19 protein-coding genes, 1 other RNA gene and 1 pseudogene are annotated in these 23,378 nt (G+C 55.3%); 6 read left to right on the plus strand and 15 right to left on the minus strand.

Features of this window, described 5'->3' with window-relative positions:
* Nucleotides 1–14 precede the first annotated feature (14 nt).
* Nucleotides 15–917 carry a DNA-binding transcriptional regulator YhaJ gene (yhaJ, locus tag AA74_RS0112775; protein ID WP_008503135.1) on the minus strand — a complete coding sequence of 301 codons (903 nt, stop codon included), beginning with the start codon at nt 915–917 and terminating at the stop codon, nt 15–17.
* Nucleotides 918–1,021: 104 nt separating this feature from the next.
* Between yhaJ and AA74_RS0112780 the strand changes: the two genes are divergently transcribed.
* Nucleotides 1,022–1,723, plus strand: coding sequence for a pirin family protein (locus tag AA74_RS0112780; RefSeq protein WP_008503134.1), 702 nt, complete (start codon nt 1,022–1,024; stop codon nt 1,721–1,723).
* Between the two features lie 61 nt (nt 1,724–1,784).
* Here the strand turns inward: AA74_RS0112780 and AA74_RS0112785 are convergent, their stop codons facing one another.
* The 13 genes and pseudogenes from AA74_RS0112785 to garL all read right to left on the minus strand — a co-directional run bounded on the left by AA74_RS0112785 (nt 1,785) and on the right by garL (nt 16,602).
* Entirely contained in the window at nt 1,785–3,086 is a 1,302-nt protein-coding gene (locus tag AA74_RS0112785; RefSeq protein ID WP_025912536.1) for a serine dehydratase subunit alpha family protein, read from the minus strand.
* A 20-nt stretch (nt 3,087–3,106) separates the two neighbouring features.
* Entirely contained in the window at nt 3,107–4,438 is a 1,332-nt protein-coding gene (locus tag AA74_RS0112790; protein WP_025912537.1) for an amino acid permease, read from the minus strand.
* 261 nt (nt 4,439–4,699) lie between these two features.
* Nucleotides 4,700–5,110 carry a Spy/CpxP family protein refolding chaperone gene (locus AA74_RS0112795; RefSeq protein WP_008503131.1) on the minus strand — a complete coding sequence of 137 codons (411 nt, stop codon included), beginning with the start codon at nt 5,108–5,110 and terminating at the stop codon, nt 4,700–4,702.
* Between the two features lie 152 nt (nt 5,111–5,262).
* The gene (gene pflB / locus AA74_RS0112800; protein WP_025912538.1) at nt 5,263–7,557 is read right to left on the minus strand and encodes a formate C-acetyltransferase; all 2,295 of its coding nucleotides are present in this window, start codon (nt 7,555–7,557) and stop codon (nt 5,263–5,265) included.
* A 15-nt stretch (nt 7,558–7,572) separates the two neighbouring features.
* Entirely contained in the window at nt 7,573–8,781 is a 1,209-nt protein-coding gene (tdcD, locus tag AA74_RS0112805) for a propionate kinase (RefSeq protein WP_025912539.1), read from the minus strand.
* A gap of 30 nt (nt 8,782–8,811) precedes the next feature.
* Nucleotides 8,812–10,143: a threonine/serine transporter TdcC gene (tdcC, locus tag AA74_RS0112810; protein ID WP_025912540.1), complete on the minus strand. Its 1,332-nt coding sequence runs from the start codon at nt 10,141–10,143 to the stop codon at nt 8,812–8,814.
* A 9-nt stretch (nt 10,144–10,152) separates the two neighbouring features.
* On the minus strand, nt 10,153–11,142 hold the full coding sequence (tdcB, locus tag AA74_RS0112815; RefSeq protein WP_023326154.1) for a bifunctional threonine ammonia-lyase/L-serine ammonia-lyase TdcB: 990 nt from the start codon (nt 11,140–11,142) through the stop codon (nt 10,153–10,155).
* Between the two features lie 100 nt (nt 11,143–11,242).
* On the minus strand, nt 11,243–12,163 hold the full coding sequence (gene tdcA, locus AA74_RS0112820; RefSeq protein WP_008501504.1) for a transcriptional regulator TdcA: 921 nt from the start codon (nt 12,161–12,163) through the stop codon (nt 11,243–11,245).
* 754 nt (nt 12,164–12,917) lie between these two features.
* Nucleotides 12,918–13,805, minus strand: coding sequence for a colanic acid biosynthesis glycosyltransferase WcaA (wcaA, locus tag AA74_RS1000000123260; protein WP_227009871.1), 888 nt, complete (start codon nt 13,803–13,805; stop codon nt 12,918–12,920).
* Between the two features lie 24 nt (nt 13,806–13,829).
* Nucleotides 13,830–14,189, minus strand: a pseudogene (locus tag AA74_RS1000000123770) (pentapeptide repeat-containing protein); the annotation flags it as partial.
* A 294-nt stretch (nt 14,190–14,483) separates the two neighbouring features.
* Nucleotides 14,484–14,860: RNase P RNA component class A (rnpB, locus tag AA74_RS1000000122470), an RNA gene on the minus strand.
* Between the two features lie 59 nt (nt 14,861–14,919).
* Nucleotides 14,920–15,810: a 2-hydroxy-3-oxopropionate reductase gene (gene garR / locus AA74_RS0112835; protein WP_025912543.1), complete on the minus strand. Its 891-nt coding sequence runs from the start codon at nt 15,808–15,810 to the stop codon at nt 14,920–14,922.
* Nucleotides 15,811–15,831: 21 nt separating this feature from the next.
* Complete coding sequence (garL, locus tag AA74_RS0112840) at nt 15,832–16,602, minus strand: 2-dehydro-3-deoxyglucarate aldolase (protein ID WP_023294648.1); 771 nt, start codon at nt 16,600–16,602, stop codon at nt 15,832–15,834.
* A gap of 373 nt (nt 16,603–16,975) precedes the next feature.
* Between garL and garD the strand changes: the two genes are divergently transcribed.
* Nucleotides 16,976–18,547 (plus strand): galactarate dehydratase, encoded by a 1,572-nt coding sequence (gene garD, locus AA74_RS0112845; protein ID WP_025912544.1) that lies wholly within the window; start codon nt 16,976–16,978, stop codon nt 18,545–18,547.
* A gap of 155 nt (nt 18,548–18,702) precedes the next feature.
* On the opposite strand, the gene rsmI is transcribed toward garD, so the two are convergent.
* Entirely contained in the window at nt 18,703–19,566 is an 864-nt protein-coding gene (gene rsmI / locus AA74_RS0112850; RefSeq protein WP_025912545.1) for a 16S rRNA (cytidine(1402)-2'-O)-methyltransferase, read from the minus strand.
* A gap of 62 nt (nt 19,567–19,628) precedes the next feature.
* Between rsmI and AA74_RS0112855 the strand changes: the two genes are divergently transcribed.
* From AA74_RS0112855 to dolP, 4 genes are read left to right on the plus strand one after another with little or no spacing between them, the layout of a single operon-like run.
* A complete protein-coding gene (locus AA74_RS0112855; protein WP_025912546.1) occupies nt 19,629–21,794 on the plus strand; it encodes a penicillin-binding protein activator in 2,166 nt (721 codons plus the stop codon).
* Nucleotides 21,752–22,147, plus strand: a complete 396-nt coding sequence (locus AA74_RS0112860) for a YraN family protein (RefSeq protein ID WP_021242244.1) — start codon at nt 21,752–21,754, stop codon at nt 22,145–22,147. The genes AA74_RS0112855 and AA74_RS0112860 overlap by 43 nt, the downstream gene beginning before the upstream one ends.
* A gap of 21 nt (nt 22,148–22,168) precedes the next feature.
* Nucleotides 22,169–22,759: a DnaA initiator-associating protein DiaA gene (gene diaA / locus AA74_RS0112865; RefSeq protein WP_003861754.1), complete on the plus strand. Its 591-nt coding sequence runs from the start codon at nt 22,169–22,171 to the stop codon at nt 22,757–22,759.
* 9 nt (nt 22,760–22,768) lie between these two features.
* Nucleotides 22,769–23,344 (plus strand): division/outer membrane stress-associated lipid-binding lipoprotein, encoded by a 576-nt coding sequence (gene dolP / locus AA74_RS0112870; RefSeq protein WP_008501489.1) that lies wholly within the window; start codon nt 22,769–22,771, stop codon nt 23,342–23,344.
* The last annotated feature ends 34 nt before the right edge of the window (nt 23,345–23,378 follow it).

The raw sequence follows: 23,378 nt of genomic DNA on the forward strand, positions 1-23,378 counted from the left end.
CCGGGCCTACTCGTTTATTTATTGTGGTGGGCGAAGAGTTTGGGTATTTCGCGCAGGCACCATGATTTGGCTTCGCCCATGCTGTCGCGACGCCACGCCATAATGATATCCACTTCGCTGGTGTACTCCGGACTCACGACCCGCAGCCGCCCTTCCGCAATATCTTTCTCCACAAACGGGTACGGCATCGTCGCCACGCCCAGACCGGCCAGCAGCGCCTGCCGTTTGTCTTCCAGTGAGGTCACCGTCAGACGTGGCTGTTTATCCAGCAGCTGCACCGTCAGTACCGGACGCTCGCGCGCGGTATCCGCGACCGCGACGCCGCGATATTTCACGCGCGTCACTTCAGAGAGCGGCTCCGGCTCCTGGTGAATCGGATGGTTGGGGGCGGCAACGTAGACGTTCATGACGCTGTAGAGTTTGCGCGAGTTGATTTCCGATGAGGAACGGAAGTGCATGTCCGGCGCAATAACGATATCCGCCCTGCCCGTCTCCAGGCGCTCCCACGCCCCTGCCAGCACCTCGGTGATGATCGACAGCTGCGTATTAGCCTTCGCCGCCAGGCGGTCCACCAGCGGAAACAGCGCTTCGGTCGGCACCAGCGCTTCGGTCACGAGCGTCAGATGGGTTTCCCAACCGCGCGCCAGCGCTTCGGCGTCAGTCGTCAGCTTATCCGCCGCTTCCAGCAGCACGCGGCCGCGCTCCAGCAGCATTCGGCCGACATTGGTGAATTTTGTTCGATGACCGGAGCGGTCAAAAAGCACCACGTCCAGCTCTTCCTCCAGCTTCTGCATGGTGTAGCTCAGCGCAGACGGAACGCGCCCCAGTTCATCGGCCGCTGCCGCAAAACTGCCGCGTCGGTCAATCGCGTCCATGACGCGAAGCGCCTCAAGCGTCAATGCTCTCTCTTTAGCCATCTCGTTCTCATTCAGGAAATTTGAACATACCAGGCAGAATATCTGGCTAACAATGAAGCGTCCATACCTTTACCATTGTTTTAGTGTAAAGAGAGGTCAAGTTTATGATTACGACAAGAACAGCTAAACAGTGCGGACAAGCCGATTTCGGTTGGCTGCAGGCCCGCTACACCTTTTCCTTTGGACACTACTTTGACCCTAAACTCCTCGGTTACGCTTCACTGCGCGTGTTGAACCAGGAAGTGCTCGCCCCGGGCGCATCCTTCCAGCCGCGTACGTACCCGAAAGTCGATATCCTGAACCTGATCCTGGAAGGCGAGGCAGAATACCGCGATAGCGAGGGCAATCATGTCCAGGCAAAGGCTGGCGAAGCGCTGTTAATTTCCACGCAGCCGGGCATCAGCTACAGCGAGCATAACCTCAGCAAAGACAAAACGCTGACCCGCATGCAGCTGTGGCTCGACGCCTGCCCTGAGCGGGAAAATCCGCTGGTACAGAAGTTAGATTTAACGGGCGATAAGCAACAGCTGATTGCATCCCCTGATGGCAGTAAAGAGAGCCTGCAGCTGCGTCAGCAGGTGTGGCTGCACCATATCGAGCTGAAGAAAGGTGAGCAGGCAAGCTTCCAGCTTCACGGCCCGCGCGCCTATCTGCAGTCGATTCACGGTACGGTGCATGCGGTGACGCACGCGGAAGAGAAAGAAGCGCTCACCTGCGGCGACGGCGCGTTTATTCGTGATGAAGCGAATATCACCCTTGTGGCGGATACGCCGCTGCGCGCGCTGCTGATTGATTTGCCGGTTTAAAGAACGCCCTCACCCTAACCCTCTCCCACAGGGAGAGGGAACCGATAGAGCCCTGAACTCGCTACACCTTACTCGCCATGATCTCAATAATCTGCCGGTCCGTTGCCTGCATCGAGCGGCACGCCAGTGCGCACAGGTTCGCGATCGACTGCTCCACATCGTGCGCGACAATCCCCTCGTTGCCCGTCACGCCCGACTCATCCAGCGCCATCATCACCGCTTTCCAGGCGCTGCTGACGCTGGTGGAAACCTTCATGGCGCAGCTGTTTGACGCCCCGTCGCAAATCATCCCGCTGACGTCACCGATCATACTGCCGATCGCCATTGCGATGGTCTGGTAACGGCCACCCATCAGCCACGCCATGCCCGCCGCAGCGCCCATCGCCGCCGTTGTCGCCGCACACAGTGCGGACAGGCGCGGAAGCTGATAATGGATATAGATCGCCGACAGATGCGACAGCATCAGCGCCCGCGCCAGCCGTTCGTCACCGGCCTGAAGGTGCTCAGCCACAACAACGACGGGCATGGTGGCGGTGATCCCCTGGTTACCGGAGCCCGAATTGCTCATCGCCGGCAGCGTTGCGCCCCCCATCCGGGCATCCGAGGCGGCGCTGGTGCGAATAACAATGTCTGAACCCAGATCCTGCGCCAGCCATCCGCGCGAGCGCTGCTTCTCAAGCGTTGCGCCAATATGCAGCCCCCACTTCCCGCTGAGCCCTTCGCGGGAGAGCGCATCGTTCAGTTGCCCTGCTTCCAGGATGAAGCGAATGGCCTCAAACGGCACCTGCTCGACAAATTCCAGGATCTGCGACAGCGTAGCGTGCGACAGTACTGCCAGCGGGTCGTCATCCACCTCGGTCACGGGCTTATCCAGCGTAAAGCGCGTTTCCCCCTGGCAAACCACTTCCACCACCCGGGTATGCCCGCCCGCGATGGTCACCATTGCCGAGAGTTCCCCGGCATAAACGCAGGCGCGGGAATAGAGGATCTCATCGCAGGGCTCCTGCAGTTTTACCTGCACTTGCCCTGCCTCAAGCAGGGCTTTGGCGCGGACCAGTGCATCGGCTGTGGCATCTTTCAACACCTCCAGTCCGGCGTGCGCATTACCGCCAATTGCGCCCAGCGCCGCCGCAATCGGTAATCCGACCATGCCGGTACCCGGTACCGTCACGCCCAGCCCGTTTTTCATCAGGTTCGGCGAGACCCACGCCTCAATCCGTGTGACCTCCCCCGGCAGGAGGTCTGCGGCAATCGCACAGGCCAGTGCCAGAGAGACGGGCTCGGTGCACCCAAGGGCAGGCTTCACTTCTTCCTGCACCGCGCGAATAAATTGATTCCATAAAGGATGAGTTTGCTCAGACATCGTTACGACCTTAATTACCCTCAGGAGAATGCGAGGAAAGGAGAAACACAAAGCAGCAGTCCGGTGATGACAATAATCACCAGCGATACGCCTTTATATTTATGCAGCGCCGGTACCTTGTAGACCAGCCATGCCGGGATCAGGCAACCCACCATGCCGAAGATGGGGCTGCAAATGGAGGTGAAGCTCAACACCGGCGCGTTCAGGACTATCGCGCTCCAGGCCAGCAGAATGGCGAACAGCATAATCCCGCGCTGGACGGCGTTTTCATTGATTCTTTCTGCCGGCATTTTGCGGCGCAGGATGTTCATGACGATACCCTGCGTGGCCTCGCGGAAGCCGAGGTAGACGCCGAAGAACGCGGTCATCACGGCGAAGATATTGAGGATCACGCTGACGATTTTGACCCAGCCCGCGCCGTCGCCGCTGATAAACTGCGCCGCAATCGCCAGGGCAGAGATATTCTGCTCGTAGGCTTTGACCGCCTCATCGTGCCCCATCGCCAGGGTGAAGGAGACAGCGTAGAAGAAGACCGTCACAAACAGGATGCCAAAGGCAATGTTCATTGCCCGGAGCGCCTTATGACGCGCCACCTCTACCGATTTTTCACGTGAACGGTACGAGATCACCATCGGGCTGAGGGTCTGAATAAAGAGAATGGAGGTTAAGGTAAAGGGCAGCGTAATGATGGCGTTTTTAATCAGCAGCCCCAGCGGCGGCAGCATGCCCACGTTGGCTAAATGCCAGAGGCCGATCATCGACAGGCCCAGCGCGGCAACTACGAATAATTTGGTCAGCACCATCAGGCTGGACACTTTAAACAGCAGCTTTTCACCGCGTGAAGAAATCGCGACCAGAATGCAAATCAGGAATAAACCGTAGAACGGATTTTCCGAGAGCAAACCGTCGGTCACGCCGAAGGTGTGCAAATACGAGGCGCTGTCGTTGGTAATGGCCGTGGAATAGACAAACATCCAGATCACCAGCATCACGAAATAGAGCGCACCTAATAAAATTCCCCAGTTCTTACCCAAATACCCGCTAATTACGCTCGGGTAGTCTTTGCATTCCGGGGATTCTGCCAGCGTGTTAATAAACAACCGTTGGAATAAATACATGGCGGGATAACCAATAATGGACGAGAGCAAAAAGACCCACAGCCCCATTAATCCGACCTGCACGGGGAGAAAAACTATCCCCGCACCGATAGCCATCCCGATACTCATGATGACCCAGCCCGTGTCGGTGCTGTCGAATTTGATCGCCTCTCGCCACTCGCTTTCACTCATTCCCGCCCGCCTTGCCGCGGGGGAATCATTCACAATGACACTGCTGTTTGTTGCCGTATCCATGGGGCACTCGCTTATTTTGTAGGGTAAACAGTTGTTTTTATAAGGTTCCGATCGCCAGCGATGGCGATTCAGATGGCAGCAGGTGCTTGTTATTGATGTGAGAAAATCTTAACCGGAGCGAGGGAGAAAAAAGTCACAACTTTTATGAGGATTTTCGAATGATAGAGGAAAATTTGCTTTGTTAATGGGTTGATAGACGGTATTTTTCTAAAAGTGACGCCGATCAAGAAATAAAAACCCGCGCGGTGCGCGGGCAGGAAATCAGTTAGCCAGCGCGTTAGCCATATCCGTTCTAATCTGTTTGCGCTGTTCCGGCGTCAATACCTGACTGACGTCGAAGTAATATTTCACGCGGTAATAGCGGGTCTGCTCTTCAATTTTGCTGAATGCACTAAGCTGGCTTTTCACCGTGCTTTCGTCCCATTTGCCCGCCTGGAACATGTCGATCAGCGCACCGTCCTTCACGCCCGTCATCGGGATCTTGCTGACATTTTGTTCCAGCTGCTTATGCAGATCTTCAATCTTTTTCACCTGCTCATTGCTGAGCTTCAGGTGCTGTACCAGAGGATCCTGGGACGGTGACGGGGCAGCCTCAACGTTCGCGGCCTGCGCCGTAAAACTGCACACCACCAGTGAAGCAGCAGCCAACGCAATGCGGGTCATTTTCATCATCTTACAGTCCTTACATGCTGTTATAGGAAAAAGCAGGAGCATTGTTTTTCAAGAGCGGATGAATATGTGTGAGTAATTATATAAACAATTTTGTATGTTTAGCGGGCAAAAAAATGCCCCCTGCAGTGAGGGGGCATGAGAGTAGGTTTTCGTCAAATCGCCTGTGTAAACGTCCTCGAAATCACGTCCTGCTGCTGCTCGCGCGTCAGCGCATTAAAGCGCACCGCATAGCCCGAAACGCGGATCGTCAGGTTCGGGTAATTCTCCGGATGCGCAATGGCATCGAGGAGCATCTCCCGGTTCATCACGTTAACGTTCAGGTGCTGCCCACCCTCAATAGACGCTTCGTGATGGAAGTATCCGTCCAGCAGCCCTACCAGGTTGGTTTTGCGCACCAGCTCGTCTTTGCCCAGCGCCTGCGGCACGATGGAGAAGGTGTAAGAGATCCCGTCTTTGGCATAGGTGAACGGCAGCTTGGCGACCGACGTTAACGAGGCCACCGCCCCTTTTCTGTCGCGGCCGTGCATTGGGTTCGCGCCTGGGGCAAACGGCGTGCCGCCGCGTCGTCCGTCCGGCGTGTTCCCGGTCTTCTGCCCGTAAACCACGTTGGAGGTGATGGTCAGGATCGACTGGGTCGGTACCGCGTTGCGGTAGGTTGGCAGCGCCTGAATTTTCTTCATAAAGCGCTCCACCAGGTCGCAGGCGATGCTGTCCACGCGGTCATCGTTGTTGCCGTACTGCGGGTAATCCCCTTCTATCACGAAATCGACCGCCAGACCGGTATGGTCGCGCACCGGCTTCACCGTGGCGTATTTAATGGCGGACAGGGAATCTGCCGCTACCGACAACCCGGCAATGCCGCAGGCCATGGTGCGGTAAACGTCCCGGTCGTGAAGCGCCATCAGCGAGGCTTCGTAGCTGTACTTATCATGCATGTAGTGAATGAGATTCAGCGCGCTGATGTACTGCACCGCCAGCCAGTCCATAAAGTGATCGAGGCTCGCCATTACGGTGTCGTAATCCAGTACCTCATCCAGCAGCGGATCGGTTTTCGGGCCGACCTGGATCTTCAGCTTCTCGTCCACCCCGCCGTTGATCGCGTACAGCAGCGTTTTGGCGAGGTTGGCGCGCGCGCCAAAGAACTGCATCTGCTTGCCGATCACCATCGGGCTGACGCAGCAGGCAATGGCGTAGTCGTCGCTGTTGAAGTCCGCACGCATCAGATCGTCGTTCTCATACTGCAGCGACGAGGTAACGATCGACACCTGCGCGGCGTATTTCTTGAACGCGATCGGCAGTTGTTCAGACCAGAGGATCGTCAGGTTCGGCTCCGGCGCGGGCCCCATGGTGTGCAGGGTGTGCAGATAGCGGAAGCTGTTTTTGGTCACCAGCGTGCGGCCGTCCAGCCCCATGCCGCCGATCACTTCCGTGGCCCAGATCGGATCGCCGGAGAAGAGCGTGTCGAATTCCGGCGTGCGCAGGAAGCGCACCATGCGGATCTTCATGATGAAGTGGTCGATCAGCTCCTGCGCCTGCACCTCGTTCAGCCGCCCCGCCTGCATGTCGCGTTCGATGTAGATATCGAGGAACGAGGCCGTGCGCCCCAGCGACATCGCTCCGCCGTTCTGGGATTTCACTGCGGCCAGGTAGGCGAAATAGAGCCACTGCACCGCTTCCTGGGCATTCATCGCTGGACGCGAGATATCAAAGCCATAGTTCGCCGCCATCTGCTGGATCTGCAGCAGCGCGCGCTTGTGCTCCGCCAGCTCTTCGCGCAGGCGGATCGTCGCCTCCAGATCTTCGCCGCGTTCCAGCCTGCCCTGCAGATCGGCGAACTGAAGCTCACGCTCGCGCACCAGATAGCGGATGCCGTAGAGCGCCACGCGGCGGTAATCGCCGATGATGCGCCCGCGCCCGTAGCCGTCCGGCAAACCGGTCACCACGCCGGATTTGCGGCAGCGCATCATCTCCGGCGAATAGACGTCAAACACGCCCTGGTTGTGGGTTTTGCGCAGGTCGGTAAACAGGTATTCAAACTGCGGATCCATCTCCCGGCCATAGGCTTCGAACGAGCTGCGGATCATGTTGATCCCGCCGTACGGATGCAGGGCGCGCTTGAGCGGCTTGTCGGTTTGCAGGCCGACGATCGTCTCCAGATCCTGGTCGATGTAGCCCGGCCCGTGGGCCGTAATGGTGGTGGCAATGTTGGTGTCAAAATCCACCGGGGCGTGGGTGGCATTCTCCTGACGAATGCCGACCATCACCTTCTGCCACAGCGCCGTCGTTGCTGGCGTCGCCTGCGCGAGGAAAGCTTCATCGCCTTCATAAGGGGTGTAGTTATGCTGAATAAAATCGCGGACGTTGACGGCGTTTTTCCATTCTTCACCGCGAAACCCGGCCCATGCGTCGCTGTAGGGCGCGACGCCCGTTTCGATTGTTACTTTCATCAGATTCTCGCTTTATCAGGCGTAAGCCGCAGCCGGGGTAACCTTCCCAAGACGGAGGGCGTCCAGCGCGATCATTTTTTCTTCGTTGGTAGGGATCACCGCGCAGATCACGCGGGAGGTATCAGTGGAGATGACGCGCTCACCCGCGCTGCCCGGCAGGGCATTTTTGGCGTCGTCGAGGCGGATGCCGAACACTTTCAGATGTTCCGCCACCAGCGCGCGGACAAGCGTTGAGTTTTCGCCGATGCCGCCGGTAAAGACCACCCCATCGAGGCGGTGCAGCGACGCCGCATGCCCGGCGATATGTCGCGCTATACGGTGAACGAAGGTCTGGATAGCCAACTGCGCCCGCTCATTGCCAGCGTGCCAGGCTTTCTCCAGCGCCCGTAAATCGGAGGAGATGCCGGAGATCCCCAGCAACCCGGACTCTTTGTTGACCACGCGCTCAAGATCCTCAAACGACTGGCCGGTCTGCTGGGCAATCCACGCCATCGCGCCAAAATCCACATCGCCGCAGCGCGTGCCCATCATCAGTCCTTCCAGGGGGGTCATCCCCATCGAGGTATCCACGCTTTGGCCGTTGCGCACCGCGCAGATGGACGCTCCGTTGCCGAGGTGGGCAACCACCAGGCCGCTGTCATCGGGGGACAGCCCGAGGAGCGAATGCGCCTGCGCGGCCACGTAGCGGTGAGAGGTGCCGTGGAAGCCGTAGCGGCGCACGCCCAGCGCTTCAAAATAGCGGTACGGCAAACCGTACAGGTACGCCTGCGGCGGCAGCGTCTGGTGGAAGCTGGTATCAAATACCGCGACCTGCTGCACGCCCGGAAACAGGCGCTCTGCGGCTTCCACGCCGCTCAGGTTGGCGTAGTTATGCAGCGGCGCCAGCGGGGAGACCTGGCGGATCTGCTCAATCACCTCTTCCGTAATCAGGGTCGACTCGCTGAAGAGGTCACCACCGTGCGCAATGCGGTGGCCAATTAAGGCCACGCTGCTCATCAGGTCACGCTTCTCCAGCTCCAGGGCGATGGCAGCCAGCGCCCCTTCGTAGTCCTGGTGAGCCAGTCTGGCTGGCTCACCCCCGTTCACGGAAATAAAGGCTTTATCCGTGTTGATGCCGTCTGCAATGCCCGTCATCAGGGCGTCGCAGCTGCTGGCATCGAGCACCGAAAACTTAACAGAGGACGAACCGCAGTTAATTACCAGTACAACCGGAAACTCAATCATCATGTGACTCCGCTCTTCCTGAGCAATGGTTTAGAACAGTTTGTAAACGATATTCAGAATGGTCAGCAGGCCCACAACCGTGACGAAGATGTTCTCGGGTTTGCCCTTATATTTCGCCATGGCCGGTGCTTTGCGGATGGCGTACATCGGCAGCAGGCACAGCAGAGAGGCGATGATTGGCGCGCCCATGGCTTCGATAAGGTCGAGAATGTTCGGGTTGGCGTACGCGACAACCCAGGTGGAGCCCATGATGAACACCAAGCTGATGGTGTTCAGTTTGCCGACAGAGACCTTCTTCTTATCGCCTTTGTAGCCGAACTTGAGGATCAGGCCATTCAGCCCTTCCAGCGTGCCCAGGTAATGACCGAAGAAAGATTTGAAGATAGCGACCAGGGCAATAATGGAAGCGCCATATTCCAGTACCGTCGCGAACGTCGATTTAGTGCCGGACATGGAGGCAAAGTGGTTCGCCAGGTAAGAGAGCACCGGAATGTTCTGCGCTTTGGCGTCCGCCATATTCTGCGGAGAGAGCGTAAACAGGCAGCTAAAGGCGAAGAACATCACCACGGCGACCATCAGCATGCTGGCGCGACCGATGATTTTGGAACATTTCTGCTCGGTGAATTCTTTACCGAACTCCGGCTCGTACTCTTCGCGCTTGGAGACCACAAACGAGGAGACGATAGGCGAGAAGTTGAAGGAGAAGACCATGATGGAGATCCCCAGCCACACCGTGACCAGAATACCGTCATGGCCGGTGAAGGCGATATCGCTCAGGTTGACCTGGTCGATCACCGCGGAGTTCCAGTAAGGGATCAGCGACAGGGAAATCAGCACCAGACTGGCAATAAACGGGAACACCAGGAAGCTCATCACCTTCACCATCAGGTCTTTACCAAACCAGATAACAAAAGCCATCAGCAGCAGCAGGAACAGCGCCACCACGCCGCGGTTTAGCGCAGGCAGCTGGAGCTGGTTTTCCCAGAAGGTCATGAACGTGTTAGTAATAGTGACGCCGTAAATCCACAGCAGCGGGCAAATGGCAAAGAAGTAGAGGAACGTGATCACCACCCCGCCGGTTTTACCGAAATGCTCTTCTACCGTTTCGGTGATGTTGCCGGAGACGTTGCTGCCGGACAGGCAGAGGCGCGCCAGCGCGCGGTGGCAGTAAAACGCAATCGGGAACGCGAGAACCAGCATCAGCAGGATAGGGATTAAGCCCCCAAAGCCTGCGCGAATGGGGAAGAACAGCACGCCTGCGCCAATGGCGGTACCAAACAGGCCAAGCGTCCAGGTGGTATCAGACTTACGCCAGGAGGACGTTTTTGTCTGGCCAACGATAATGCTTTCTGTGTTGCTCATAGGTCACCTTTATGCGTCAACGAAGCCGGTAATTTGGGAAACACGGGAGAGATCGATATTGCCGCCGGAAATAATGCAAACGGTTTTGCGGCCCTGAATATAGTGGTCAAGCTTGCCGCTTAATAACGCGGCACAGGCCAGCGCGCCGGCGCCTTCCGTCACCACTTTATTTCGCTGAATAAGGGCAATCATGCTGTTGCGAATATCGTCTTCGCTCACCAGAACAATGTCATCGACCAGTTCACGAACGATTTCGAAGGTTAATTTACCCGGACGAGAGACGTCGCAGCCGTCGGCTAACGTGCCGGTAACGCGATGGTTGGTTATTTCTCCTGCCTGCCAGGAAGCTGCCATTCCGTGCACGTTTTCAGACTGTACGCCGATAATATTAATGGTCGGGTTGATGGATTTAATCGCCGTTGCAATCCCGGCAATTAATCCGCCGCCGCCGATAGGGACAATGACGTTATCCACGTCGTATAAATCTTCGAGAATTTCCAGACCGATGGTGCCCTGCCCGGCGATCACTTTGGCGTCATCGTAAGGCGGAATAAAAATGCGCCCTTCCATCTCGACGATTTCGCTCACTTTAGCGATGGTGTCGTTGAAGTTCTCACCGTGGAGCACCACTTCCGCCGAGTAGTCGCGGGTCGCGGCCACTTTAGATTTTGGTGCGCCCATCGGCATCACCACTTTACCGTCGATGCCGAGCATGGCGCAGGAGAGCGACACTCCCTGCGCGTGGTTTCCCGCAGAGCAGGCGACCACGCCTTTGCGCTTTTCAGCATCGGTCAGCGAGCTTAATTTATTAAACGCGCCGCGAATTTTGAACGAACCGGTACGCTGCATGTTCTCAAACTTAAGGAATATTTCGCCCTTACACCGTTCGCTGAGATAATTCGAGCGCGGCATACCGGTTTTATATATCTTGCCTGCCAGTCGTTTTCTGGCGTCCTGAATATCTTCAATGGTTACCGGGAGATCGTAGGTAATATGCATAATATCCTCGTTATAATAATTCATTCTTTTCAGGCAAAGTCAGGGTATCAGAGCGTTAATACGTTAAGCTCTGGGTATTTTTAAAATTAAAACTTATTATTCATCGTCGTCTTTCGATATTCATCGACGAATATTGTTTAGCCAGCTCAACTAATACTGACGCCGATTTTTTAATCCTGTAATTTTTAGACCACACGGCGGCATAACGCGCCACGGGTAATTCGTCTTCCACGGGCAGCACAATAAATTGATCCGAACCGAATGGGGCAATCATGTCGCGGGGAATCACCGTCAGATAATCGGCATTCAGGACAAGGTTATAAATGGTGACGACGGAATCGGTCTGGACGATGTTTTCGATGCTGATGTGGTTGTCTTGCAGAGTGGTCAGAAGTTCTTTGTAGTAGCCCATATCGGTTTGCGGCATCACCCACTGCTCGTGCGTAAGCGATGCCAGTGTCGTCGGGCCGGTGCACGTTCGCGTTTTGCTGGCGACCAGCACAAACTCAGACTCAAACAGCGGTTCGACGTGCAGATCCTGAAGCAGCATTTCATCGCTCAGCGTGCCGATAGCGAAATCCAGACGACCATCGCGAATGGCCGGGAGGAAAGAGGAGAGCTGAGCTTCATACATTGAGACGCGCGCTTTCGGGAACACTTCCTTGAATTTTTTGATCATCTCAGACAGGAAGGTAAAACCAATCAGCGACGGATAGCCAAAGGAGACATCCATAACGGTGCTAAAACTGAGACTGTTGATTTCGCTCACCATGTTTTTCATTTCACGGGTGATCGACTCGGAGTACGAGAGCAGAACCTGGCCTGCAGCCGTCAGTTTTACGCCCGTATTTTTACGTACCATCACTTCCACACCGAAGTAAGATTCGATATCGCTGATGATTTTGCTGACGGCGGGTTGCGTCAGGCCCAGTTGTCTTGCAGCAGAACCTATGGAGCCACTTTTAATGACTTCCTGAAATACCACGAGGTGCTGTGTTTTCGGTAGAATAATAGTGTTCATAATATTCTGCGCTTATTTCCCTATGACGGGGTGAATTCTACTCAATAATGTTTAAAGGGGTATGTGCTGTTACTCACAATTTGCTTTGAGCAACCCTTAACTCACGCTTCAAAAACTCATCAAAAACCTTATAAATCAATATATTGAAGGCAATTAAATACGCTACAACGCTGATATTGATCAACAAAAATAGCGCTAATAAATTTATTTTATGGCGATAACCCTGATTTATTTCACCGTTCTTAAAAAAACAATAAAGACGATATTTCAGGCAATTAAAGGCTAATAAATAACCGTCATTTGTTTGAAACATACTTTCATTTAAGCCATTTTTTACGACGTAAATTTTCAAATTGCAGGAAAAGAGTGGAATACGTCACATATTCACGGAGGAAATGTATTTGATTTCAATAAGCGCACATCAAACGAGAAAAGATTTACGAACATTAAGCTAACAATCATAACAAATTATCAATACTACAGATCGCCGGTTTTTTAGATTTAAATTTTGTGATGGCGATCGTCTGCAGATGCCGAGGCGGAACCGGCGAGTAAAAAACAGTGAAATGTGCTTAATGTCGCAAATATGAGAATTGATGTCGTTTGTGTGGTGCCGGATGGCGCTGCGCTTACCCATTCGTAGTGGTTGTCCGCCGGGGTAATTCCCGGCGACTTATCCAGCCCCTCGTCACAATGATTGCCGTATTAAACTACTATTTCCAGACACCACAACGACTCTTGTCGTTTGTACGCATCAGAACTTTTTGTTCCGGAAGCGGGTATACATCATCAGATAGCGTTTCAGATTGCGTAGCGTCATCAGTTTCATCAGGGTTTGCGGGCGCATCTTTTTGTTGCGAATGTAGTATAGAGTGAAGAGCTGATATTTTTTACTCGATACGTCTAATTTGGCTTTGTGTTTCCGGTAAAAACGTAGATAACCTGAAAACTTTCGTCCTGAGCAGGTAATGCGGGCTTCGCCGTGATTGACATAAAGCACCTGTGTGATGTCATCCAGTTTGAAAGGTTCACCAAAGGTTTCTGCAAGCCGATAAAAAGCATCATAATCCTGAGCAGCCGGCAAGGCGTCGTCGAACAGGATCTGCTGCATTCTACTGGTTAAGGTCAGCATTTGGTTGCCTATAATATTCCGTTTATCAAACAGGCTTTTTTTATAAGCCGGTTTCGGATACACCTGTAATTCATCAGGATGATGATATCCGGTACCGTCACAGAGATAATCATTTGCGTACAAAAAACTGTGCAACTGAAGTTTATGTTGCCAGGTAAGAAAAGAGGACAGGCGTGTCGGCAGCCATTCATCATCATCATCCAGACCCGTAATAAGGTCACCACGGGCCATTCGTATAGCCTGATTTCGGACTGCACAAGCGCCAGAGTTAAATTCATTGCGAATATAGGTAATGCGTGGGTCATTCAGCTCGGAGATATACGTCAAGAGTTGGTCAAATGACGATGAGAAATCGTCAATGATAATGAGTTCCCAGTTCACATAGTCTTGATTCAGTACCGATTGTATGGCTCTGATCGTCAATGCCTGGCGGTTCCAGGTTGGCATATAGATGGAGATGAGTGGTCGGGATAGTGGCGTGTCACTTTCATTTTGTTCATGTTCCGTCAATAACCCGACATCATGGATATCACTTCCAGTAAAATCCACGCAAGTACAATCAGCGTGACTAAAAATTGTACCTTCCGTTTTACAGTAGCTAAGATTAGCGCCTGCAAGGTTGGCACAGGAGAAATCGGCTCCTCGAAGATCACAAAACGAAATATCGCATCCCGATAAATTAATATTGCGTAAATAGAGCCCCCTGAGATCCATAAACCTCAGATCTGCACCAGCTAAACCAGGCTGATATCGGTGATTTTTAAGTATATTTTTATGATATTGGATTAGTTTTTTTAGTTTGTTTTTTCTGTCCATGCTCAACCGAATACCGATGAAAAAATTAGGCATTGAGTTAAGCGTTCTTATCATTCTATAGCAATAGCCCCCCTTCATTTTCAGAAATTAATTAGGGACAAACTGTATTTATTAACGTTTTATTTATTTTTCTCATACATTGTAGTGAGCCAGGGTGGTCTGTAGAGCCAATATTGTCAGTAAATAAATATGAATCGCAATCCAGAGACATACATATAAACTGAAGGCAGACGGAAATGAAGGCTGTCGCGGTTGCAAGGTTTCAGGATAGTCGGGATGGAACAGCCGTTGGTGTGCCTCGTTTGTATCACAGTCTGTGTCACATTTTCACCAGGGAAAGCCTGAGACACACCAACGTATTGTTTTAGAAGAAGTTGAAGCTGACCGATAAGCCGGGTTCTGTCGTGGACAGTCATTCATCTAGGCCAGCAATCGCTCACTGGCTCAAGCAGCCTACCCGGGTTCAGTACGGGCCGTACCATGTGAACCCCTATTTGGCCTTGCTCCGGGTGGAGTTTACCGTGCCACGGACTGTTACCAGCCGCGCGGTGCGCTCTTACCGCACCCTTTCACCCTTACCTGATCCCGCTTGCGCGGGCCATCGGCGGTTTGCTCTCTGTTGCACTGGTCGTGGGTTTTCCCCCCAGGCGTTACCTGGCACCCTGCCCTATGGAGCCCGGACTTTCCTCCCCTCCGCCCGTCTCCCCCGAAAGGGACGACGACGAAGCGGCGACTGTCTGGTCAGCTTCGGCGCTCAGTATAGAGGGTTTGCGCGCCGCTGTCACCCTCGGCTGTGGGTAAGCCGTGATTAACGCGCCACTTCCACCTTCGCCAGTTTTTCGTAGTAGCATGCAATTGCGCTGTGATCGGCCGTGCCCAGGCCATCGGCACGCAGCGCCTGCATCATCTCCATGACCGCCGCGGTCAGCGGCAGCTGTGCGCCCACGCCGTGGGAAGTGTCCAGCGCGTTCGCCAGATCTTTAATATGCAGGTCGATGCGGAAACCGGGTTTGAAATTGCGCTCCATGACCATGGGCGCTTTGGCGTCCAGCACGGTGCTGCCCGCCAGACCGCCGCGAATAGCCTGGTAGACCAGGTCCGGATTGACGCCCGCTTTGGTTGCCAGCGTCAGCGCTTCAGACATGGCGGCAATGTTGAGTGCCACAATCACCTGGTTTGCCAGCTTGGTCACGTTACCCGCCCCGATCTCCCCGGTGTGTACCACGGAGCCCGCCATGGCTTTCATCAGGTCGTAAAATTTATCGAAAATAGCTTTATCGCCGCCGACCATGACCGACAGCGTGCCGTCGATGGCTTTCGGCTCGCCGCCGCTGACCGGTGCATCCAGCATATCGACGCCCTTCGCCTTCAACGCCTCGCTGATTTCACGGCTCGCGAGCGGTGCGATAGAGCTCATATCGATCAGCACCAGGCCCGGTTTCGCGCCGTCGATAATGCCGTTTTCACCCAGCGCGACTTCTTTGACGTGCGGGGAGTTTGGCAGCATGGTGATGATGACATCGCACTGCTCGGCAATGGCTTTCGCGGTGGTGGCTGCTTCTGCGCCAGCCGCTATCACCTCAGCCACGGCCTGTGGATTATGATCGGAGACCACCAGCGAGTAACCTGCTTTGATGAGGTTCTTACTCATTGGTTTACCCATGATCCCCAGGCCAATAAAACCCACTTTCAGCGTCATAATCTGTTTCCTCAATGATGGTTATTTTTTAAAAGCGTCCGCTAATTTCTGCGTAGCCGAGCGGAAAACGCCGAGGTCGCTGCCGACGGCAACAAACGTGGCTCCCCACTCCAGGTAGCGGCGGGCGTCAGCCTCAACCGGCGCCAGAATGCCGCACGGCTTGCCGTGTGCTTTGGCGCGGGCAAAGATGTGCTGGATCGCGCGCTGCACGTCAGGGTGGCTGGCGTTACCCAGATGGCCAAAGGCCGCAGCCAGATCGCTTGGGCCGACGAAGATCCCGTCCACGCCGCTTGTGGCGGCAATCGCGTCGACGTTATCGACGCCCTGCTGGCTCTCGATCTGAACCAGAATGGTGATGTTGCTGTTGGACTGCGCGAAATAGTCCGGGACGGTGCCAAACATATTGGCGCGGTGCGAAACGGAAACGCCGCGGATCCCTTCGGGAGGATAGCGCGTTGACGCCACGGCCAGCGCCGCTTGCTCTTCCGTCTCCACAAACGGGATCAGGAAGTTGTAGAAGCCGATATCCAGCAGACGCTTAATAATCACCGGTTCGTTGGTGGGGACACGCACCACCGGGGCACTGTTGCTGCCTTTCAGCGCCATCAGCTGCGGAATAAACGTGCTGATATCGTTTGGTGCATGTTCGCCGTCCAGCACCAGCCAGTCGAAACCGGCCAGGCCCAGCACTTCGGTGCTGATAGGGTTTGCCAGCGCGGACCAGCAGCCAATCTGAATCTGGTGCGCCGCGAGGGCCGCTTTAAATTTATTCGGGAAGATAGCGTTATTCATCGTATTTACCTTTTTAATTCCGCAGCCTTTTTCAGTACCGTTTTATTTATTCAGACACCGCGCCAGCATGATATTTATTATTCGGACATATTCTGGCGTAATAAAATCGTCATTCAGTATAAGATGCAATCCACGACCGCACATTGTTTTAATGCTCAGGCATTACGCTATTTTTCGATAAAAATTTTTGCATATGCACAAAGCACTGGGCGCTAATGCACAGAATCAAGGATTACGGGCTCGCGAGCGATCGGGATCACATTTTGATATTGAATCTGCTGACATGCTTTATTTCTGAAAGTCGCGTATTTATTTCTACCATCAGAAAAATGGCTGAACCTATTATCAGAATTTTGCTGGAGAATACTGACCAATGGCCGACATTGAAATTCGACAGGCACCCCCGACGGCGTTTTATATAAAAGTGCACGATGCCGATAACGTGGCGATTATCGTCAACGACAATGGCTTAAAAGCAGGAACCCGCTTCCCGGACGGGCTGGAACTGACTGAGCATGTTCCGCAGGGACATAAAGTCGCCCTGGTGGATATCCCTGCTGAAAGCGAAATTGTGCGTTACGGTGAAGTCATCGGCTATGCCGTCCGTCCTATTCCGCAGGGAAGCTGGGTGGAGGAGTCGCTGGTGGCGCTGCCAGAAGCGCCGCCGCTGAACACGCTCCCGCTAGCAACCCGCGTGCCGGAACCGCTTCCCCCGCTGGAAGGCTATACCTTTGAAGGGTATCGCAATGCGGACGGCAGCGTCGGCACCAAAAATCTGCTCGGCATTACCACCAGCGTGCACTGCGTGGCGGGCGTTGTGGATTACGTGGTGAAAATCATCGAACGCGATCTGCTGCCAAAATACCCGAACGTCGACGGCGTGGTGGGCCTGAACCACCTCTACGGCTGCGGCGTGGCGATTAACGCGCCCGCTGCGGTGGTGCCTATCCGCACCATCCACAATATCGCCCTGAACCCCAACTTTGGCGGCGAAGTGATGGTTATTGGCCTGGGATGTGAAAAGCTCCAGCCCGAGCGCCTGCTGCAAGGCACGGAAGATGTCAAAGCCATTCCGGCAGACGAGGCCAGTATCGTGCGCCTGCAGGACGAACGCCACGTCGGTTTCCGCTCAATGGTCGACGATATTTTGCAGGTAGCAGAACGCCATCTGGACAAGCTCAACCGCCGCCAGCGCGAAACGTGCCCGGCGTCGGAGCTGGTGGTCGGAACCCAGTGCGGCGGCAGCGATGCCTTCTCCGGCGTGACGGCCAACCCGGCGGTGGGCTATGCGTCCGATCTGCTTGTTCGCTGCGGCGCCACGGTGATGTTCTCCGAGGTGACTGAAGTGCGTGACGCCATCCATCTGCTGACGCCGCGCGCCGTTAATAAAGAGGTCGGCAAGCGACTGCTTGAGGAGATGGCCTGGTACGATAACTATCTCGATATGGGCAAAACCGACCGCAGCGCCAACCCGTCTCCGGGCAACAAGAAAGGCGGCCTGGCAAACGTGGTGGAAAAAGCCCTCGGCTCTATTGCCAAATCCGGGCAGAGCGCCATTGCAGAAGTGCTCTCTCCGGGCCAGCGCCCGACGAAACGCGGCCTGATCTACGCGGCAACGCCGGCCAGCGATTTTGTGTGCGGCACGCAGCAGGTAGCATCCGGCATTACGGTACAGGTCTTTACCACCGGGCGCGGCACGCCGTACGGCCTGATGGCGGTGCCGGTGATCAAGATGGCGACTCGCACCGAGCTGGCAAACCGCTGGTATGACTTAATGGATATTAACGCGGGCACCATCGCCACCGGAGAAGAGAGCATTGAGGACGTGGGCTGGAAGCTGTTCCACTTCATTCTGGATGTCGCCAGCGGGCGAAAGAAAACCTTCTCGGACCAATGGGGATTGCATAATCAGCTGGCGGTGTTTAACCCGGCACCGGTGACGTGATTTTCCGTCCCACATCTATCCCGCATTTAGGTAACCCGTCGGACACGCCGCAAACCTTCCAGGTTGAGGCGATACCTGCTAGCTAAAAGACACATAACGATCCGTAGGCCGGATAAGGCGTAGCCGCCACCCGGCAAAAACCGGCAGGGGATGCCTTACTCCCCCTGCTGCTCCAGCGCATACTTATACAACGCATTTTTCTTCACGCCGTGAATTTCTGCCGCCAGCGCAGCGGCTTTCTTCAGCGGCAATTCCGACTGCAGCAGCGCCAGCGTGCGCAGCGCGTCGGCAGGAAGGGCGTCTTCTTCCGCCCTGTGCCCTTCGACGATCAGCACCATTTCACCCTTGCGGCGGTTTTCGTCTTCCTTCACCCACGCCAGCAGCTCGCCCACCGGTGCGCCGTGGATGGTTTCCCAGGTTTTGGTCAGCTCGCGCGCCAGCACCACGTAGCGGCCTTCCCCCCAGACGGTCACCATATCTTCCAGGCTCTCCAGCAGGCGGTGCGTGGATTCGTAGAAAATCAGGGTGCGCGGTTCCGCTTCCAGCTCTTTTAAGACGTCGCGGCGGCCTTTGGATTTAGCAGGCAGAAAGCCTTCATAGCAGAAACGGTCAGACGGCAGACCTGCGGCGCTTAACGCAGCAATCGCGGCGCACGGTCCCGGCAGGGGCACAACGCGAATACCGGCTTCGCGACAGGTACGCACCAGGTGATAGCCCGGATCGTTGATCAGCGGCGTACCGGCATCGGAGACCAGGGCAATGTTCTGCCCCTCTTTCAGCTTCGCCACCAGCGTTTCGGCTTTTTGTTGCTCATTGTGATCGTGCAGCGCAAACAAACGGGCGTTAATCGCGAAATGTTGCAGCAGCAGGCCGGTGTGGCGGGTGTCTTCAGCAGCAATTAAATCAACAGCTTGCAGTACGGTGAGCGCACGTTGGGTAATATCAGACAAATTCCCGATAGGAGTAGGTACAATATAAAGCTGGCCTTGAGAATTATCTGCCGTTTCGTGTTGTTTCATTGTTTCGTCCGTATTGCCGATTTAATATTGAGCATTGCGTAAAAAAAATCACTGGATACAGTATGGTACCGTTAACGTTTCTTCGAAAAAAAGCCACGCGCAGCGTGCCGCTTCTGCTGGCAGCCCTGATCTTTGCAGGCTGTGGCACTCAGGCACCTGACCAGAGCACCGCCCATCTCCAGGGTTCTGCTCAGGCTGATTCTGGCTTTTATCTGCAACAAATGTCGCAGAGTTCAAATGATACCAAGACCAACTGGCAATTACTCGCCATTCGTGCACTGCTGAAAGAGGGTAAAACCCAGCGGGCAGCCGAACTGTTTAACCAGTTGCCAAAAGATCTTAACGACGCACAGCGTCGCGAGCAGAGCCTGCTCTCTGCCGAGCTGAAAGTCGCGCTGAAAGATTACGCCGCCGCGAAGAAGATCCTCGGTGATATCGACGTAAGCGCGCTGGATAAAAACCAGCAGGCGCGCTTCTGGCAGGCGGGTATTACCGCTGAGCAGGGACGCCCTTCCCTGACGCTGCTCCGCGCGCTCGTCGCGCAAGAGCCGCTGCTTGGCGGTGCTGATAAGCAGAAAAATATTGATGCCACCTGGCAAGCGCTGGCGTCGATGACGCAGGAACAGGCGCAGGCGCTGGTCATCAACGCCGATGAAAACGTCCTGCAGGGCTGGCTGGATCTGCAGCAGATGTGGTTTAACAACCGCAGCGATCCAAAAATGTTGAAAGCCGGCATTACGGACTGGCAGACGCGCTACCCGCAAAACCCGGGCGCGAAAATGCTGCCAACCCAGCTGGTGAACGTGCAGAACTTTAAGCCAGCTTCCACCAGCAAAATCGCCCTGCTTCTGCCGCTCAACGGCCAGGCGGCGGTGTTTGGACGTACCATTCAGCAGGGTTTTGAAGCGGCGAAAAACGGCACGACGTCGGTAGCCGGCAGCGCCGTTCCCGCACAGGCAGCCCAGGCGGCTAATGTGAATAATGATGTTGTCAGCCCATCCGCCGCAGAGACCAGCGACCTGACCACGGCGCAAACGCCAGCGCAGGGCACGATGCAAAACCCTGTGACGGCCCCGACGACGCCTCCAGCTGAAGCTGCACCGGCTACAGCAGCACCTGCGGCCCAGGCTCCGGCCGAGACGCAAACGGCGCCAGCTCCTGCCACAACAGCAGAACAGCCTCAACAGCAGCCTGCACAACCCGCGGCTCAACCTGCCACGCAGCCGCAGGCCGTGGCAACCACCAGCGCCAACCCGGGCGCTGAATTGAAAATCTACGACACCAGCTCGCAGCCGCTTGACCAGGTGCTGGCGCAGGTACAGCAGGACGGGGCGAGCATCGTTGTCGGTCCGCTGCTGAAGAACAACGTGGAAGAGCTGATGAAGAGCAATACCACGCTGAACGTGCTGGCGCTCAACCAGCCAGAGCAGGTTCAGAACCGGGCCAATATCTGCTACTTCGCGCTCTCTCCAGAAGATGAAGCCCGCGATGCGGCGCGTCATATTCATGAGCAGGGTAAGCAGGCTCCGCTGCTGCTCATCCCACGCAGCACGCTGGGCGATCGCGTGGCCAATGCCTTTGCCGATGAGTGGCAGAAGCTGGGCGGCGGCGTGGTGCTGCAGCAGAAATTCGGTTCCGTCTCTGAACTGCGCGCAGGCGTCAACGGCGGGGCGGGTATCGCACTTAACGGTAGCCCGGTCACCGCGAGCCTGCCACAGCAGCAGGGCGTGACGATTGGCGGCCTGACGATCCCTGCGCCGCCAACCGACGCGCAGATTAGCGGTGGCGGTAAAGTGGATGCGGCCTATATCGTTGCCACGCCGCAGGAGATCGCCTTTATCAAACCGATGATTGCGATGCGTAACGGCAGCCAGAGCGGCGCAACGCTCTACGCCAGCTCCCGCAGCGCACAGGGCACCGCAGGCCCGGATTTCCGTCTGGAAATGGACGGTCTGCAGTACAGCGAAATCCCGATGCTGGCCGGCAGCAATCCATCCCTGATGCAGCAGGCGCTGAGCGCGGTGCGTAACGATTACTCTCTGGCGCGTCTGTATGCGATGGGGGTTGATGCGTGGGCGCTGGCAAACCACTTTACCCAGATGCGTCAGGTGCCGGGCTTCGAGCTTAACGGCAACACCGGCGATCTGACCGCGACCCAGGATTGTGTGATTAACAGGAAGTTATCATGGCTCAAATACCAGCAGGGGCAGATCGTCCCGGCCAGTTAAGCCGCAAACAAACCGGCGATGCGTGGGAGTTAAAGGCGCGTCGCTGGCTTGAAGGCAAAGGACTGCGTTTTATCGCCGCCAACGTCCGTGGACGTGGTGGCGAAATCGACCTGATCATGAAAGACGGTCAGGTCATTGTGTTTGTAGAAGTGCGCTTTCGACAGTCCTCCCGTTTTGGCGGTGCTGCCGCCAGCGTGACGCTCGCCAAACAACATAAATTATTACAGACTGCCCACTTGTGGCTTGCCCGCCATAATGGGAGTTTTGATACTGTGGATTGCCGGTTCGATGTGATAGCCTTCACCGGAAATGAGATCGAATGGCTTAAAAACGCTTTTGGCGAAGACGCATAATTAAGATTTAAAAGGGATAACGTGCTCGAAAGAATTAAAGTGTGCTTCACAGAAAGCATCCAGACTCAGATTGCCGCGGCGGAAGCCCTTCCGGATGCTATCTCGCGTGCCGCAATGACGCTGGTGCAATCCCTGCTAAACGGCAACAAAATCCTCTGTTGTGGCAACGGCACGTCAGCCGCCAACGCACAGCATTTTGCTGCCAGCATGATCAATCGTTTTGAAACAGAACGTCCCAGTTTACCTGCCATTGCACTTAATACCGATAATGTGGTCTTAACGGCGATTGCTAACGATCGTCTGCATGACGAAATTTACGCAAAGCAGGTGCGAGCCCTGGGTCATGCCGGAGATGTGCTGCTGGCTATCTCCACGCGCGGCAATAGCCGGGATATAGTCAAAGCTGTTGAAGCCGCCGTCACCCGCGACATGACTATCGTGGCCTTAACCGGCTATGACGGGGGTGAGCTGGCGGGTCTGCTTGGGCCGCAGGATGTGGAAATCCGCATTCCGTCTCACCGGAGCGCGCGTATTCAGGAAATGCATATGCTCACGGTGAACTGCTTATGTGACTTGATCGATAACACGCTTTTCCCTCACCAGGATGATTAAGGAGTTCTTATGAAGGCTTTATCGACCCTCGCAGTCCTTATGTCTGCATTACTGCTTCAGGGATGTATCGCTGCGGCCGTTGTGGGTACTGCCGCAGTAGGCACCAAAGCGGCAACCGATCCGCGCACTGTGGGAACACAGGTGGATGACGGTACGCTGGAGCTGCGCGTCAACAGTGCGCTGTCGAAAGACGAACAGATCAAGAAAGAGGCGCGTATCAACGTGACGGCTTATCAGGGCAAAGTGCTGCTGGCAGGCCAGGCGCCGAATATGGAGCTCGCCTCGCGTGCGAAACAGATTGCGATGGGCGTTGAAGGGACCACAGAGGTGTTTAACGAAGTGCGTCAGGGCAAGCCAATTGGTTTGGGTGATGCCTCTTCCGATACCTGGATCACCACCAAAGTACGTTCCCAGCTGCTGGGCTCGGACCAGGTGAAATCTTCCAACGTGAAGGTGACAACGGAAAACGGTGAAGTGTTCCTGCTGGGTCTGGTGACCGAACGTGAAGGGAAAGCGGCGGCCGATATCGCCAGCCGGGTGAGCGGCGTGAAGCACGTCACCACCGCGTTTACTTACATTAAATAAAAAAATCCCCTCAAGTGAGGGGATTTTTTTGTAG

This window comes from Enterobacter sp. 5-4 (assembly GCF_000612205.1).
Classification (GTDB): Bacteria; Pseudomonadota; Gammaproteobacteria; order Enterobacterales; family Enterobacteriaceae; genus Enterobacter; species Enterobacter roggenkampii.